The organism is Bacillus cereus group sp. N14 (genome assembly GCF_016483555.1).
In the GTDB taxonomy this organism is placed as follows: domain Bacteria; phylum Bacillota; class Bacilli; order Bacillales; family Bacillaceae_G; genus Bacillus_A; species Bacillus_A wiedmannii.
Genome location: NZ_JAEHBQ010000014.1, coordinates 80,908 through 97,375, shown reverse-complemented (window position 1 = coordinate 97,375; position 16,468 = coordinate 80,908). Strand labels below are relative to the sequence as shown.

Here is a 16,468-nt window from a genome sequence, read left to right as displayed (position 1 = left end):
ATGAAAATAATCTACATTTCTATGTATGAAAAAGAAGGACAAGCATAAAAATGCTTGTCCTTCGAGTTAAATTTAAAAATTAATATACTTTATCACCGTTGAAAATAGAGTTTTTCACGACTACATAATCTACAGTACGAATTGAGTCTAATTTTGTTCCACCAGCGTAAGAGATAGAAGATTGAAGATCTTGTTCCATTTCGATTAAAGTATCTTCTAAAGAACCTTTATGCTCAACGAACATTTTCTTACCTTCAACGTTTTTCTTCTCACCTTTTTGGAATTCAGAAGCTGAACCGAAGTACTCTTTATAAAGTTTGCCGTCTTTTTCGATTGTTTCCCCTGGAGACTCTTCATGACCAGCGAATAGAGAACCGATCATAACCATAGTCGCCCCAAATCGAATAGATTTAGCTACGTCGCCGTGTGTACGAATACCACCGTCAGCGATAATTGGCTTACTTGCAGCTTTTGCACACCAGCGAAGTGCAGCTAGTTGCCAACCGCCAGTTCCAAAACCTGTTTTAATTTTAGTAATACAAACTTTACCAGGTCCAATACCAACTTTTGTTGCGTCAGCACCAGCGTTTTCTAATTCTCTTACCGCTTCTGGAGTTCCAACGTTTCCAGCGATAACGAAGCTTTCTGGTAAATGCTTCTTAATATGTTGAATCATGTTGATTACAGCATTAGAATGTCCGTGTGCAATATCAATCGTGATGTATTCAGGTGTAAGTTGCTCAGCAGCTAATTGTTGTACGAATTCATATTCGTCCTCTTTTACACCAACGCTAATAGAAGCGATTAATCCACGTGATTGCATATCTCTAATAAATGAGATACGTTTCTCTGGCTGGAAACGATGCATGATATAGAAGTAATTGTTTTCAGCTAAATAAGTTGCAATTCTTTCATCAATAATCGTTTGCATATTTGCAGGTACGACAGGTAATTTAAATTTATGTTTACCTAAAGTGACAGTTGTATCACATTCAGATCGACTGTTTACAATGCATTTTGCAGGAATTAATTGAATATCTTCATAGTCAAATACGTTTTCCATCATTTACACCCCTAAAATACGAATATTTTATTTCTATTAATTAAAAATGTTCGTCCATAGGATAATTTACATCATTTTTATGAAGAAGTCAAAGTATTTCTTAACATTTTTTTAAAAAACAGAGTATATTTATGATGGAATAGTGTTAAAAGCGAATTTAAAACATTTTTCTATCCTTATTGTTCGTTTATTAGAATCTGGATAGGAGTGTTGTCAGTGATAACAACTATTTTATTGAAGGCAAACATTAAAAAGAAAAGGCATTATCATTTAGTTGAACATTAGATGGAATGACGGAGGTTATTTTTATTCTGAAATAATATTTCTAAAATTTTTTTCGGAATAAAGAAACCTTCTGTTTATTCCTATATAAAAAGATGAATCTTGCACGATTTGCCTTTTTATGTGAGCTTTCAAGTATAATGAATAAGGTGATAGTACCTACATGATAATTCAGTGATAGGAAACGATAAAGAAGAAAATAATACAGAATAAAATGAGGTTAATATATGAATAAAAAAAGCTTTACTAATTATGCATTAAGTAAAGAAATTGTAAGAGCACTTACTGGTTTAGGCTACGAAAATCCAACAGAAGTGCAAGGAGAGGTTATTCCAGTTGCATTGAAAAAGAAGGATCTTGTTGTAAAATCGCAAACTGGAAGTGGGAAAACAGCTTCATTCGGTATACCACTTTGTGAAATGGTGGAATGGGAAGAGAATAAGCCACAAGCATTAGTTTTGACGCCGACGAGAGAACTTGCTGTTCAAGTGAAAGAAGATATTACGAATATAGGCCGCTTCAAAAGAATTAAGGCTGCGGCCGTTTATGGTAAGTCTCCATTTGCACGTCAAAAATTAGAGTTAAAACAAAAGACACATATCGTAGTGGGGACTCCTGGGCGTGTGTTAGATCATATTGAAAAAGGTACCCTTTCTTTAGAATGTCTGAAGTATTTAGTCATTGATGAAGCAGATGAAATGCTAAATATGGGCTTTATTGATCAAGTAGAGGCAATTATTGATGAATTACCTACAAAGCGAATGACAATGCTATTTTCGGCAACACTTCCAGAAGATGTTGAAAAGTTATCCCGTACGTATATGGATTCGCCAACGCATATTGAAATTAAGGCTGCCGGGATTACCACAGACAAAATTGAACATACACTTTTTGAGACGAGAGAAGAGGAGAAGCTTTCACTTCTTAAAGATGTAACAACAATTGAGAATCCAGATAGTTGTATTATTTTTTGCCGTACACAAGAAAATGTAGATCACGTATTTAGACAGTTAAACCGTGTTAACTATCCTTGTGACAAAATACATGGTGGTATGGTGCAAGAAGATCGTTTTGAAGTTATGGACGATTTTAGAAAAGGAAAGTTCCGTTATTTAGTAGCGACAGACGTAGCTGCTAGAGGAATTGATATTGATAATATTACACATGTTATTAACTATGATATTCCGTTAGAAAAAGAAAGTTATGTACATCGTACGGGAAGAACGGGACGAGCTGGCAATAAAGGAAAAGCTATTACATTCATAACTCCGTATGAAAATAGATTTTTAGAAGAAATTGAGGCGTACATCGGCTTTGAAATTCCAAAGGCATATGCACCTTCAAAAGAAGAGGTTATGAAAGGGAAGGCAGTATTTGAGGAAAAAATACATGCTAAACCAATTATAAAGAAAGATAAAAGTGCAGACTTAAACAAAGGGATTATGAAGCTGTACTTTAATGGTGGGAAGAAAAAGAAAATTAGAGCGGTAGATTTTGTCGGCACAATTGCTAAAATTAAAGGTGTTACAGCAGAAGATATAGGAATTATTACGATACAGGACAATGTTTCTTACGTTGAAATATTAAATGGAAAAGGACCAATTGTTTTAAAGACCATGAAAACTACAACGATTAAAGGGAAACAATTAAAAGTCCATGAAGCAATTAAGTAAATAAAAAAACTATCCACTGTAACAGGTGGATAGTTTTTTATTTACGATTCTTTTAAATCGTCCACTAACTTCTCTGCCAATCGTCTGTACATATTACTCATCGACACAAATGATGTTAGTAATAAAAATTTCTCTAGATTCGGATCTTCTAAGGAAGAAATTTCACTTACTTCTGAAACACGGTTATTTACGTCTTGTGTAAAGCTTTCGACGTTGTTTTCGGTAAGAGAAAGATAATCTTTATATAGTGTATTTAATTCGAATGAATCATCGTTTAATAAGGATTCATTTATATTTTCTAAGGAGCTTTTTATGTCATTAATGGAAAGGGCTCCTTTTAATTGATAAATTAAGCTGATTAAAATCATATGCTCTTTTGAGTATTTTTTATTTTTGATTGGAATAAACAGTTTCCCTTTTGCGTAATTGTTAATCATTGTTTTTGTTAATACTTTTTCATCATCGGTTCTTGTTGTATCCGCATAAGTATTTTCAAATAATTGGACAACCTGGTCTACATACAAGTCGACATTTGGAATATCCTCAAGCGTAATATTTTTTTCTAAATGTAATGTTTCAAGCAGTTTATTTATATTTTCCACGTAGAACCCCTCACTTTTATAACTTAGTGGAGCATAATGTTTAGTTTATCTCTAAATATGGTATTACGAAACAAATGAATTGTAAATGTTGACCTCTAATAATAATGCGTATATAATTACATGTAGTTATTAAAACTACATGTAATTATATGAGGGGTGTATATATGAATACTTATGTAAGAGAACCAGTTAATGCTTTTACCCATTTGGGAGGAGCTGTATTATCATTTATTGCATTATTAGCTATGCTTGTAAAAGTTTCTATTAAGATGCCATCTTTTGCGGCAATTACAGCTGTTATTTTGTTTGGTATCGGAATGATGGTTCTGTATACAGCATCAGCTGTATATCATAGTGTTGTAGCCAGTGAACGTGTTATTTATTTCTTTCGGAAGCTTGATCACTCTATGATTTTTATATTGATTGCAGGTACATATGCACCATTTTGTTTAATTACATTACATTCCGCAAACGGTTTATTATTATTTTGTTTAGTTTATGCAACTGCCATTTGTGGTATTGTTTTTAAAATGTTTTGGTTTAGTTGCCCGAGATGGTTATCAACAGCAATTTATATTACAATGGGCTGGTTAATTGTTCTGTTCTTTGCACCGTTAGCTGCTAACTTAAGTGCAGGGGGTATCGTACTTCTAGTGCTTGGAGGCATTCTGTATACAATCGGTGGATTTATTTATGGAACAAAGCCAAAATGGTTAGAGTTTAAACATATGGGGCATCATGAAATTTTTCACGTGTTCGTGTTATTGGGAAGCCTTGCCCACTTTTTAAGTGTATATTGCTACGTAATTTAACAAGCTGAAATTTCCGAGTAATTTTTATTTTTTCTTGATTAATAAATAAAGATATAGACACATATGTATGTTAAAGAGTTGCATAACGTAAAGGTTATGCGGCTCTTTTTTATATAAATAATAATTAAAAATAAATTTTTAAAATTATCAGTCTTTTTATGGTAGGATAGATGTGTATTGAGGTTATAAAATTTTATAATTAATAATAAGTGGGGGACTCTATATATGGCGATACTTATAACGGGTGGAGCAGGATATATTGGTAGTCATACGTGTATAGAATTATTAAATAATAATTATAAAATTATAGTCGTAGATAATCTTTCAAATAGTTCAATCGAGTCTTTAAACCGAGTAAAAGAGATAACAGGAAAACAATTTGAATTTTATAAAGAAAGTGTTTTAAATCGTGAAAAAATGAATGAGATTTTTTTGGAAAATAGCATTGAAGCGGTTATACATTTTGCTGGATTTAAAGCAGTGGGGGAATCGACTACAATTCCTCTAACATATTATTATAATAATATAATAAGTACAATCGTACTATGTGATGTGATGCAGAAACATCATGTTAAAAAGTTTATTTTTAGTTCATCTGCAACTGTATATGGAATTCCAAAAACGTCACCAATTACAGAAGAATTTCCACTAAGTGTGACAAATCCATATGGGCAAACAAAATTAATGATTGAGCAAATTATGCGTGATGTGGCAAAAGCTGATGATGAATGGAGTATTGCGTTACTTCGTTATTTCAATCCCTTCGGAGCACATAAAAGTGGCCGTATTGGAGAAAATCCAAATGGGATTCCGAATAATTTAATGCCATATGTAACGCAGGTGGCGGTAGGTAAATTAAAGGAACTAAATATATTCGGAAACGATTATCCAACTAAAGACGGGACAGGTGTCCGTGATTATATTCACGTTGTTGACCTTGCAAAAGGACATGTAAAGGCACTTGAGAAAGTACTTAAGACGAAAGGAATAGAGGCATATAATCTGGGCACAGGTAAAGGGTATAGTGTGTTAGAGATGATAAAGGCTTTTGAGGAGGTTTCAGGTAAAAAAATACCTTATAAAGTGATAGGGCGTCGTCCTGGTGATGTAGCAGTATGTTTTGCTGATGTATCTAAAGCGAAACGAGAATTAGGATGGGAAGCAGAATATGGGTTAGAAGAGATGTGTGTAGATTCTTGGAGATGGCAGGTAAATAATAAAAATGGCTATCAAATGATTTAAGGTAGTTAGTAAAGCATTCTCTTATTAATTTGTAGGATATTTTATGTATATAATAAATTGTATTCTTTATTATGCTGCTTGGGGTCAGTAATATGTTCAATTTAGGAAAGAGAATGTAATAAAATATTACTGACCATAGCATTTGAATAGCAACCGGTTCTATTGAAAAGTATTCCAATACTTGTATCATTGTTAAAGTGCGTTTATAATCAAATAATCTTATTAGCTTTTTGTTTGAATTACGTATTATTGAAAGCGTTTTTATTGCGTGATATATTTTGATTGACATCATTACTGTATGAAATGTATAAAAAGGGTTTTTCTATTGTTTTTTAAGGTAGGAAGTCTGACTTATTTTCGAAAAAACTTCGTATGTAGTTGTAAGTAAGAAGGAGAATAAGGAATAATATAATTTTTACAAGACGGGGAGGGTACAGTGTGAAAATGTAAGGTTTTCACATGAGGATATATGGGGTACGTAGGATTATTACTTTCGGGTGCAGCTTTATTTTTAAATAGTCTTGTTATATTAGGGAAAGCAGAGATGAAAAGTGCGGGTGTTTTTAATTTATTTGTAGGTGCACTACAAATTATTATTCCGTTCTATTTGATCATGACTTCTGACCAAAGCAATTGGACAGTGTATTCATATGCAGCTACTTTCTTATTTGGATTAACCTATTTATATGTAGGTGTTACCTTTATAAAAGGAATGGATAGTAGCGGTTTAGGTTGGTTTTGTATTTGGGTAGCAATTATTGCTTTATTCTATATGGTTGTTTCATTTGTTCAATTTCACGATGTTGTTAATGCATTAACGTGGTTTATGTGGGCATTACTTTGGTATTTATTCTTTGTATTAAATACACAAAAGAAGAATATCAATCAATATCTTGGAAGAATTGCCTTCGTACAATCATGGGTAACATTGACGTTGCCTTCACTCTTTTATTTTATGGGAGTATGGGGAGAGGGATTCGTATATGAACTATGGGTTTATGTATCCGTAATTTCTATTTTATACTTCTGTTATTGTATTTATAAATATCGAGTACGTTAATATATTTTCTGTAGAAAAGCATGGAATCGTTAAACGAATTCCATGCTTTTTATATATGAGCAGTTATAATAGAGAGGTATTATTTTACATTTTATCAAAATGAGGATGATGAAGTTGAAAAAAGTATTGGTGCTAGGGGGAACAAGATTTTTTGGTAAACATTTAGTAGAAGCACTTTTGCAAGATGGACACGATGTAACGATTGCGACGAGAGGGATTACAGAAGATTCTTTTGGAAGTGCAGTAAAAAGGCTGATTGTAGATAGAGAAGATGAAAAACAACTAGCAGAGCGTTTAGAAGATAAAAGTTATGATATCGTATACGATAATTTATGCTATAGCTCGAATGCAGCAAAGATAGTATGTGAAGTGTTACGAGGAAAAACGAAGAAATACGTTATGACATCTTCAAAGGCTGTTTACGAGCCAGCACTAGGCTTATTAGAAGAGAACTTTAATCCGTACGAGTATGCCATTACGTATGGTGGTAGAAAGGATTTTACTTATGGTGAAGGCAAGCGATTAGCCGAAGCGGTTTCATTTCAACAAGCGACATTCCCAGTTGTTGCAGTGCGTTTTCCAGTTGTTATTGGAGAAAACGATTATACGAAAAGGTTACAATTTTACGTTGAATATATTGTGAAGCAAGAGCCTGTTGCCGTGAATCATTTAGATGGAGAGTTGTCATTTATACATGAAAAAGAAGCAGGAGAATTTTTAGCTTGGTGCGGGATGAAGGACATAGAAGGGCCAATTAATGCTTGTAGCAACGGGGTAGTTTCTACTGGCGAAGTTATTCATTTTATAGAAGAAAGTACGGGAATAAAAGCGCTCGTTCAAGAAGTAGGAGATAATGTAGCGCCTTATAATGAAGTGATTAATTGCACATTACATAATGGAAAAGCTAGTGAATTAGGATTCCCGTTCCGAGAGGTGAAAATAGACATAGAGCAAGTATTACGTTATTACATACATGCAATGGAATAATCATAAATCCCCCGGTGGCAATCCGGGGGATTCTGGAGGATTTCGACAATACTAATTTTACATTACCAAACTTACCTTATACGCACGACTAATGTTTTTGTGATTGAATTGCTTGTAAATACTTTTCATTTACTTGGTCCCAGTTCACTGTATGCCACCAATTGGTAACAAATTCTGGACGCCGATTTTGATACTTTAAATAATAGGCGTGTTCCCATACATCGATGACGAGTAATGGAATTTTACCTTCTTGCAAAGGTGTATCTTGATTGGGTGTACTCATAACGGAAAGTTCTCTACCATCAAGGACAAGCCACCCATAGCCACTTCCAAAACGGCTAATTGCTGCTTTGGACAGTTGATCTTTTAAGTTGTCAAAGGTATTGAAATAATAATCAATTACTTTTGCAACGTCTCCATTAGGCTCACCGCCACCTCGCGGGCTCATTACTTCCCAAAAAAGGCTATGACAATAGTGACCACCACCGTTATTTCTTACAGCTGTAACAATTTCCTTTGGTAAAACGTCTAAATTACATAGTAACTCTTCTAAAGACTTATTATGTAATTCCGTATAGTTTTCTAAAGCGGTATTCAAGTTATTTACGTATGTCGCATGGTGCTTTCCATGATGAATGGAAAGCGTGTTGCTATCGATATATGGCTCTAGTTCATCATAGTCATATGAAAGCTTTGGCAATTGAAATGAAGACATGATATTCCCTCCTTTCTCTTTAAAAGTTGGTCAAGGTAAAAATAATTTACCTGAGTCAAAAATACACCTATTTTTTATACAAGTCAATAGTAATGTCTCTAATTTTCTGAAAAATATTACAATAAAAGTAACACTTCGACTTTCATTTGTGACTCTTATTCTTTTTGCTTATACTGTAAAGTAGAACGTTTTGTTGAAATAGAAGGAGATCGTTTATGAGTAAAACGAAACAATTAATAGAGGAAGCGAGTCAGTTTATTACGATTTGCTATAAAGAGCTTAATAAAGAGCAATTCATAGAAGAGCGTGTGAAAGAAATTCAAGTTGAGATAGAGAAGACGGGGACGTATGAGCATACATTTGAAGAACTTGTTCATGGATCGCGAATGGCATGGCGCAATAGTAATCGATGTATCGGAAGACTATTTTGGAGTAAGATGCACATATTAGATGCACGTGAAGTAAATGATGAGGAAGGTGTATATAATGCATTAATTCATCATATTAAATATGCAACGAACGATGGGAAAGTTAAACCGACAATTACAATTTTTAAGCAATATCAAGGTGAAGAAAATAATATACGAATTTATAATCACCAATTGATTCGGTATGCAGGATATAAAACAGAAATGGGAGTGATTGGTGACTCTCATTCCACTGCGTTTACGGATTTTTGTCAGGAACTTGGCTGGCAAGGAGAAGGTACGAATTTCGATGTATTGCCACTTGTGTTTTCTGTCGATGGAAAAGAACCCGTATATAAAGAAATTCCTAAAAAAGAAGTGAAAGAGGTACCGATTGAACATCCAGAGTACCCAATCTCATCTTTAGGAGCAAAATGGTATGGGGTTCCAATGATTTCAGATATGCGCTTAGAAATTGGCGGTATTTCTTATACGGCAGCTCCGTTCAATGGATGGTATATGGGAACGGAGATTGGGGCTCGTAACTTAGCGGATCATGATCGCTATAATTTACTTCCAGCTGTTGCGGAGATGATGAATCTAGATACATCGAGGAACGGTACGCTATGGAAAGACAAGGCGCTAATTGAATTAAACGTGGCTGTTTTACATTCTTTTAAAAAACAAGGGGTTAGTATTGTGGATCACCATACAGCTGCACAACAATTTCAACAATTTGAGAAGCAAGAAGCAGCGTGTGGGCGGGTTGTAACAGGCAATTGGGTGTGGCTCATTCCACCGTTATCTCCAGCTACTACTCATATTTATCATAAACCGTATCCGAATGAAGTTTTGAAGCCAAATTTCTTTCATAAATAATATTTAGTATAGTTTTTTTGTGCAAATTATAATTTTTTTTAATTACTGTTACATAGCAAATGGAAGCCTTTACTCTCGGTTATTTTTGGAAGGAGCTTTTTGAACCAAGGAGTTCCTTATGTTATAATCAAATTTCTGTTTCGAAGACCTTATAGAAATATAAGGTCTTTTGTTTTGCTTTTTTATGTAATAGGAATAGAAATTTTCTTTTAAATAAGGGATTTAGCATATTTTTAGGGACAACATAAGTGTGTGGAAAATCGATGAATTATTATGCTTATATAATCATTATGTTTTGGGTGTAAACAATAAAACATAATAAAGTTGTTTTTTTAGATTGCTGAGGAAGGAGGAAGTGTAAATGAGGATGAAGAGTCGAAAAACGGATTGGCCTGTATTTCTTATTAGTGGTGGCTCACTTTTATTATTTGTAATTGCAGTTATTTTAAATAAAAGTTACGTAGAGGGAGCCATTAATAGCAGTTTTGCAGTTTCAATTAAATATTTTGGTGCCTTTTGGCAGGTTTTATTAATTGGTACATTTGTTGTTGCCATGTGTATGGCGTTTTCAAAATATGGGAGAGTTAAACTTGGGGGGCTAGAAAAACCTGAGATTAGTACGACGAAATGGCTCGCTATTATTATGTCTACATTACTTGCCGGAGGTGGCGTTTTTTGGGCAGCTGCAGAGCCGATGTACCATTTGATGACGGTGCCACCAATACATGAGGGTATAACTGCTGGAACGAAAGAAGCAGTAATGCCTGCTTTAGCACAAAGTTATATGCATTGGGGTTTCCTCGCTTGGACGATTTTAGGAACAATTAGTGCGGTAGTTATGATGTACGGACATTATCATAAAGGTATGCCGTTAAAACCTCGAACGCTTTTATATCCTATTTTTGGAGAGAAATTGCGAAAGAGTTGGCTTGGAACAACGATCGATGTGTTTGCAATTATTGCAGTAGCAGCAGGGACAATTGGTCCAATTGGATTTTTAGGACTACAAGCAAGTTATGGATTACAAGCATTGTTTGACATTCCTGATGTGTTTACTACTCAATTAGCCATTATTGTTTGTGTAGTAGCTGTTTCTACTATATCTGCGGTAACAGGAATTGATAAAGGGATTCAAATTATAAGTGATTTAAATGTTAGGTTAGCAGTTTTATTAATGGTATTCGTATTACTGTTTGGACCAGGTGGATTTATTATCGATTCATTTGTTTCTTCGTTTGGATTTTATATAAATGAATTTATTCCAATGAGCACATATCGTGGGGATTCAGGTTGGTTAGGATCATGGACAATCTTTTTCTGGGGATGGTTTATTGGATACGGACCGATGATGGCAATTTTAGTGAGCCGTATTTCAAGAGGAAGAACAATCCGAGAAATCATCGTTGCAATTGGAATTATTGCACCTATTATTACAACGTTTTGGTTTACTATACTAGGGGGATCAGGTGTGTTTTATGAGTTAATGAATCCTGGTTCTATCTCAACCGCATTAAGTGAATCTGGTATGCCGGCGGCTATGATTGCAATTACAGAGCAACTGCCACTATCTAATATTATTGGACCTGCATTTCTTTTATTAACAATTTTATTTGTAGTGACAACAGGAGATTCTATGGCGTATTCGATTTCAATGGCAGTGACTGGAGATGGAGATCCTAGAATTAGTTTGCGAGTGTTTTGGTCGCTTATTATGGGCGCAGTTGCAGCGATTCTTTTATACATGGGTGAGGGAAGTATTAACGCCTTACAATCATTCATCGTAGTAACTGCTGTCCCAGTATCTATTCTGTTATTCCCAATGCTATGGCTAGCGCCTAAAGTTGCAGGGGAATTAGCGTTAAAACAAGGTATTGTAAAAGAAGAAGAGAAAACTTCCTTCTTGTTCCAAAAAGCTAGTAAATCAAAATAAAGAATTGTATTTATATAAAAAGAGGAAGCATTTCATTTGAGATGCTTCCTCTTTACTATTTATTTAACTACTTTTTTCGAAGGGGATAGTACTCTGTACAATTTCAATCTATTCTAATACTTTATCTTTCGTCTCTGGGACACATAATAGCATTGTAACTAAACCGATTGGGTAGATAATGAAGATGAGAGATAGTGCTCCCATTAAGTTACCACCTGTAGCAAGTAATCCGATAATAACAGGTCCAAATCCAGCTAACCCACGTCCTGTACCGAAAATAAAGTTCTCTGCTGTCGATCGAGCTTCAGCAGGATAGTTTTCAGCTAAAACTGCTCCGAATCCTCCCATCATGCCATTTGCAAAGAATCCCAGCAATGCACTTCCCCATAACAATAATGTTGAGTCTGTGAATAAGAAGAAGTAAATGAGACAGTATATAGTACCACCGACATAATAGATTGTAAAAGTTTTACGGCGGCCAATTTTATCGGCTAGAATACCAAACGTTGCAATTCCAATTAGCATGCCGATCGTAGAGATGAACATCCAACCGCTCGCTTTTGCTAATGTGTAGTTATATTTATTCGCTAAAATAGTTGGCATCCATGTAAAAATTCCATAATATCCGAAGTTCTGGATAAATGACATAATAATAAGACCAATGGTTGTTATCGTTACTTTTTTATTGGCAAATAACTTTCGAAGTGGGAACTTTTTTATTTGCTTTAGTTGTTCTGCCTCAGTAGTTGTTAAATTACCTTCAGCTTCTTTTTGTAACAACTCTTTTTTGTATCGTTGTTTTTGTTCCCATATTTTCGGTTCACTTAAACTTTTGCGTACATAGACAGCTAGTAGAGCGGGAATGAGCCCAAATAAGAAAACAGCTCTCCATCCGAAATGCGGGACGATAAATGCTGGAAGGAGTGAAGCGACTAGTACGCCAAATTGCCATCCCAGTGCAACAACGGATGTCGCCTTAGCGCGCATTTCTTTAGACCATGTTTCAGTTACGATGGCCATCCCAATCCCGAATTCACCACCAACTCCCATTCCAACTAAAAAGCGAAGAATTAATAATTGCCAATAATCTGTTGCGAAATAAATAAGTGCTGTTGCTAGTGAGAATAGTAAGATTGTGAAGGCCATCGTACGGATACGCCCAAATAAATCAGCAATAAATCCAAATAAATAAGACCCAATTAGCATTCCTATTGTGGTAGCTAATGTTAAGTTTCCACCTTCAACAGGGCTTAAATGAAATTCTTTTAAAATGTAGACGAGTACGAAAGATAAGAGCAACATATCTAAACCTTCTGCTGCATATCCTAGCGCAGAACCAAACAATGTTTTATATCTTTTCTCCTTCGTTTCCTCTGTTGTTGATTGTACATCAGTAGTGACGTTCATCATTACTCCTCCTTATTTTTTCTACAGTCGCTATGGAAGAATAACAAAAGGCCTTCTCACCTGATATGATGAGAAGGCCAAAAAAGCATACGTATCCCTAAAAAAGACCATACGTATAGTATATTCCGACTTCCTTCTCAACCTCACGGGGTTGGGTTAAAGGACTGTATTATATTACTTTATTTTTAGCACTCTTCTATTAGATTGTCAAATAAAGAGGGGATATTTATGTGTAAAATATTTCAAAAGATATTGCATTCTCCTTGACGCCCACTTCATTATTTTCCCATAATAAAACTAACTCATATAAAAAGGAATGAATCACAGATGCTAAATTTAGTACTTATGATGATTGAACGTGTTGGACTTATTGTTATTTTAGGATTTTTACTTTCTCATATTAAAACGTTCAGGCGCCTTCTTCATAGACAAGATGGATATGTAGATAAGCTTAAGCTTATTTGTATTTTTTCAGTGTTTACAATTGTAAGCAATTACACAGGAATTGAAATTGCCGGGAATACAATTATGAAAGAAAATTGGCTACAAGGTGTTTCGTCATCTAGTACAATTGCGAATACACGTATTATGGGTGTTGGAATTAGTGGACTGCTTGGTGGTCCTATCGTCGGAATTGGAGTGGGATCGATTGCTGGTATTCACCGTTATATGCTTGGCGGGACGACAGCGCTAAGTTGTGCAATTTCATCAATTTTAGCAGGTGTTATAACGGGGTATATTGGATACATTTTTAAAAAATATAATCGTGCAATTACGCCTAAATTTTCAGCGATTTTAAGTGTGTTTATCGTTTCTTTAGAGATGATTATGATCTTATTAATCGTAGAGGATGGGATTAGTATCGTGAAAACAATTGCGATACCAATGATACTTGTAAATAGTTTCGGGAGTTTTATTTTACTTTCTATGATACAAGCTATTTTGCGCCAGGAAGAAAATGCGAAAGCTTTACAAACGCATAAAGTATTACGAATTGCTGACAAAACATTACCATATTTTCGCCGCGGATTAACAGAGGATTCTTGTAAACATGTGGCACAAATTATTCACCGCTTTACGGGAACAGATGCGGTATCCTTAACAGATACAGAGAAAATATTAGCTCACGTTGGATTAGCATCAGATCACCATATTCCTTCACATAGTTTAATAACTGGTTTATCGAAAGAAGTGTTGAACACAGGGAAAATAATGAAAGCGAAATCGCGTGAGGTTATTAATTGTCAACATGAAGGCTGCCCTTTGCAGGCGGCAATCGTTATTCCACTAACTTCACATGGAAATACAATTGGGACATTAAAATTATATTTTAAAAATTCTAGCCAGTTAAGTCGTGTGGAAGAGGAATTAGCAGAAGGGTTAGCAAAAATATTCTCTACACAACTTGAGTTAGGTGAAGCAGAGTTACAAAGTAAGTTATTGCAAGATGCTGAAATAAAAGCGTTACAAGCACAAATCAATCCGCATTTTTTATTTAATGCAATTAATACTGTATCGGCTTTATGCCGAACAGATGTAGAAAAAGCGAGAAAATTATTATTGCAGCTTAGCGTGTATTTTCGTTGTAATTTGCAAGGGGCACGCCAATTGCTTATTCCATTAGAACAAGAGTTAAATCATGTACATGCATATTTATCGTTAGAACAAGCGCGGTTTCCGAATAAGTATGAAGTGAAGATGTACATTGAGGAAGAGTTAAAGACGACCTTAGTTCCACCATTTGTACTGCAGCTATTAGTTGAAAATGCATTGCGCCATGCTTTTCCGAAAAAGCAGCCGGTGTGCGAAGTTGAAGTACATGTGTTTGAAAAAGAGGGGATGGTGCATTTTGAAGTCCAAGATAATGGACAAGGAATTGAGAGTGAACGTCTAGGACAATTAGGAAAAATGGTAGTTCCATCAAAGAAAGGGACTGGAACAGCTTTATATAATATTAATGAACGACTTATCGGGTTATTTGGGAAAGAGACAATGCTTCAAATTGAAAGTGAATTAGAGCAAGGGACAAAGTTCCTCTTTGTAATTCCGAAAAAAGTAGGGGAGGAAAAACGGAGTGTTAAAAGTATTAGTAGTTGATGATGAAATGTTAGCGCGTGATGAATTGAAATATTTATTAGAGCAAACGAAAGAAGTAGAGATAATTGGTGAGGCGGATTGTGTAGAGGATGCATTAGAGGAATTAATGAAAAACAAACCAGATATTGTTTTCCTAGATATTCAGCTATCTGATGATAACGGATTTGAAATTGCAAATATATTAAAGAAGATGAAAAATCCCCCTGCAATTGTGTTTGCTACTGCCTATGATCAATATGCATTGCAAGCATTTGAAGTAGATGCGTTAGACTACATTTTAAAGCCATTTGATGAAGAACGTATCGTACAGACATTAAAGAAATATAAAAAGCAAAAACAAATAAAATTAGAAACAAAACAAGAAGTAAAGAGTGTAGACGTAACGACCGAGATGCATAAATTAGCATTACCAATTGAAGAATCGATTGTACTCGTGAATATTGAAGATATTATATATGTAGGACTTGTGGACGGAAAAGTGACAGTAAAAACAATGAGAGAAACGTATGTAACACATGATACGCTTGTAATTTTGGAAAAGAAGTTGCCACAAGCAAGTTTTATGCGTGTCCATCGTAGTTTTATTGCAAATATTAATCATATTACAGAAATACAACCATGGTTCAATTCTACATATAATTTAATTATGAAAGAAGGATCAAAAGTACCTGTTAGCCGTACATATGCAAAAGAACTCAAAAAGCTACTTCGTATTTAAGAAGTAGCTTTTTGTATTTCGTCTGCCTATTTTTGTAACTAATTTTGTATATTTGACGTTCCGCTATGTAAACGCTTACAGTTTTGTTTTTATCTTATACAATAAAGGTACCAAATCGAAAGAGGTGGCCAAAATGAGTACGAAAAAAGTATATAGTTTCTTATCACAAGCATTCATATTTTCAGCTATTATGTTAGTTTCTAATATTATTGCAACGCATTTACCAATTCCGATGCCTTCATCGGTGATCGGATTAGTTATTTTATTTAGCCTATTATGTTTAAAAGTTATTAAATTGGAACAAGTTGAATCACTCGGAACGGCTTTAACAGGTATTATCGGATTCCTTTTCGTTCCATCAGGTATTTCGGTTATTAATTCTCTCGGTGTAATGGGACAATATTTTGTACAAATTTTAACTGTAATTGTTGTCGCAACAATTATTTTACTCGCTGTAACAGGATTATTTGCACAATTTATTTTAGGAAAAGACGATAAAGAAATAGAAGATACGAAAGAATTGAAAGTAGTAAATAAAGGACGCAAGCACGGAAAAGTTGCGTAACCAATTTAGTATATATTGTTAGGAGGGAA

General features: G+C 34.6%; 14 protein-coding genes. 10 read left to right on the top strand and 4 right to left on the bottom strand.

The genetic code is table 11. The features are described 5' to 3' along the window. Window positions 1–79 precede the first annotated feature (79 nt). A complete protein-coding gene (guaC, locus tag JDS82_RS19525) occupies window positions 80–1,063 on the bottom strand; it encodes a GMP reductase (RefSeq protein ID WP_000432444.1) in 984 nt (327 codons plus the stop codon). 509 nt (window positions 1,064–1,572) lie between these two features. On the opposite strand from guaC, the gene JDS82_RS19520 reads away from it, so the two are divergent. After that, the gene (locus JDS82_RS19520; protein ID WP_001036321.1) at window positions 1,573–3,018 is read left to right on the top strand and encodes a DEAD/DEAH box helicase; all 1,446 of its coding nucleotides are present in this window, start codon (window positions 1,573–1,575) and stop codon (window positions 3,016–3,018) included. A 41-nt stretch (window positions 3,019–3,059) separates the two neighbouring features. On the opposite strand, the gene JDS82_RS19515 is transcribed toward JDS82_RS19520, so the two are convergent. Continuing rightward, window positions 3,060–3,620, bottom strand: a complete 561-nt coding sequence (locus JDS82_RS19515) for a DUF1836 domain-containing protein (RefSeq protein WP_061671892.1) — start codon at window positions 3,618–3,620, stop codon at window positions 3,060–3,062. Window positions 3,621–3,784: 164 nt separating this feature from the next. Between JDS82_RS19515 and trhA the strand changes: the two genes are divergently transcribed. The 4 genes from trhA (at window position 3,785) to JDS82_RS19495 (ending at window position 7,721) form a co-directional block, all read left to right on the top strand. After that, window positions 3,785–4,432 (top strand): PAQR family membrane homeostasis protein TrhA, encoded by a 648-nt coding sequence (trhA, locus tag JDS82_RS19510; RefSeq protein WP_001099732.1) that lies wholly within the window; start codon window positions 3,785–3,787, stop codon window positions 4,430–4,432. Window positions 4,433–4,657: 225 nt separating this feature from the next. After that, window positions 4,658–5,674 (top strand): UDP-glucose 4-epimerase GalE, encoded by a 1,017-nt coding sequence (galE, locus tag JDS82_RS19505; RefSeq protein WP_199713778.1) that lies wholly within the window; start codon window positions 4,658–4,660, stop codon window positions 5,672–5,674. A 469-nt stretch (window positions 5,675–6,143) separates the two neighbouring features. After that, window positions 6,144–6,734, top strand: a complete 591-nt coding sequence (locus JDS82_RS19500; RefSeq protein WP_098058549.1) for an AmiS/UreI family transporter — start codon at window positions 6,144–6,146, stop codon at window positions 6,732–6,734. Between the two features lie 99 nt (window positions 6,735–6,833). Beyond that, window positions 6,834–7,721, top strand: a complete 888-nt coding sequence (locus JDS82_RS19495) for an NAD-dependent epimerase/dehydratase family protein (RefSeq protein WP_199713777.1) — start codon at window positions 6,834–6,836, stop codon at window positions 7,719–7,721. Between the two features lie 88 nt (window positions 7,722–7,809). Here the strand turns inward: JDS82_RS19495 and sodA are convergent, their stop codons facing one another. Next, complete coding sequence (gene sodA / locus JDS82_RS19490; RefSeq protein WP_000094064.1) at window positions 7,810–8,436, bottom strand: superoxide dismutase [Mn]; 627 nt, start codon at window positions 8,434–8,436, stop codon at window positions 7,810–7,812. Window positions 8,437–8,651: 215 nt separating this feature from the next. Between sodA and JDS82_RS19485 the strand changes: the two genes are divergently transcribed. Together JDS82_RS19485 and JDS82_RS19480 are read left to right on the top strand one after the other, a co-directional pair. Beyond that, window positions 8,652–9,722, top strand: a complete 1,071-nt coding sequence (locus tag JDS82_RS19485) for a nitric oxide synthase oxygenase (RefSeq protein WP_098058547.1) — start codon at window positions 8,652–8,654, stop codon at window positions 9,720–9,722. A 361-nt stretch (window positions 9,723–10,083) separates the two neighbouring features. Beyond that, complete coding sequence (locus JDS82_RS19480) at window positions 10,084–11,652, top strand: BCCT family transporter (RefSeq protein ID WP_064459783.1); 1,569 nt, start codon at window positions 10,084–10,086, stop codon at window positions 11,650–11,652. A gap of 108 nt (window positions 11,653–11,760) precedes the next feature. Here the strand turns inward: JDS82_RS19480 and JDS82_RS19475 are convergent, their stop codons facing one another. Continuing rightward, a complete protein-coding gene (locus JDS82_RS19475) occupies window positions 11,761–13,059 on the bottom strand; it encodes an MFS transporter (RefSeq protein ID WP_001103427.1) in 1,299 nt (432 codons plus the stop codon). Window positions 13,060–13,386: 327 nt separating this feature from the next. Here JDS82_RS19475 and lytS point away from each other — a divergent pair, with 327 nt between their 5' ends. The 3 genes from lytS (at window position 13,387) to lrgA (ending at window position 16,439) form a co-directional block, all read left to right on the top strand. Beyond that, window positions 13,387–15,156, top strand: a complete 1,770-nt coding sequence (lytS, locus tag JDS82_RS19470) for a two-component system sensor histidine kinase LytS (protein ID WP_000933595.1) — start codon at window positions 13,387–13,389, stop codon at window positions 15,154–15,156. Further along, window positions 15,134–15,874 carry a LytR/AlgR family response regulator transcription factor gene (locus JDS82_RS19465; protein ID WP_000921823.1) on the top strand — a complete coding sequence of 247 codons (741 nt, stop codon included), beginning with the start codon at window positions 15,134–15,136 and terminating at the stop codon, window positions 15,872–15,874. The genes lytS and JDS82_RS19465 overlap by 23 nt, the downstream gene beginning before the upstream one ends. A 133-nt stretch (window positions 15,875–16,007) precedes the next feature. Then, the gene (gene lrgA / locus JDS82_RS19460) at window positions 16,008–16,439 is read left to right on the top strand and encodes an antiholin-like murein hydrolase modulator LrgA (RefSeq protein ID WP_000104908.1); all 432 of its coding nucleotides are present in this window, start codon (window positions 16,008–16,010) and stop codon (window positions 16,437–16,439) included. Window positions 16,440–16,468: the final 29 nt, after the last annotated feature.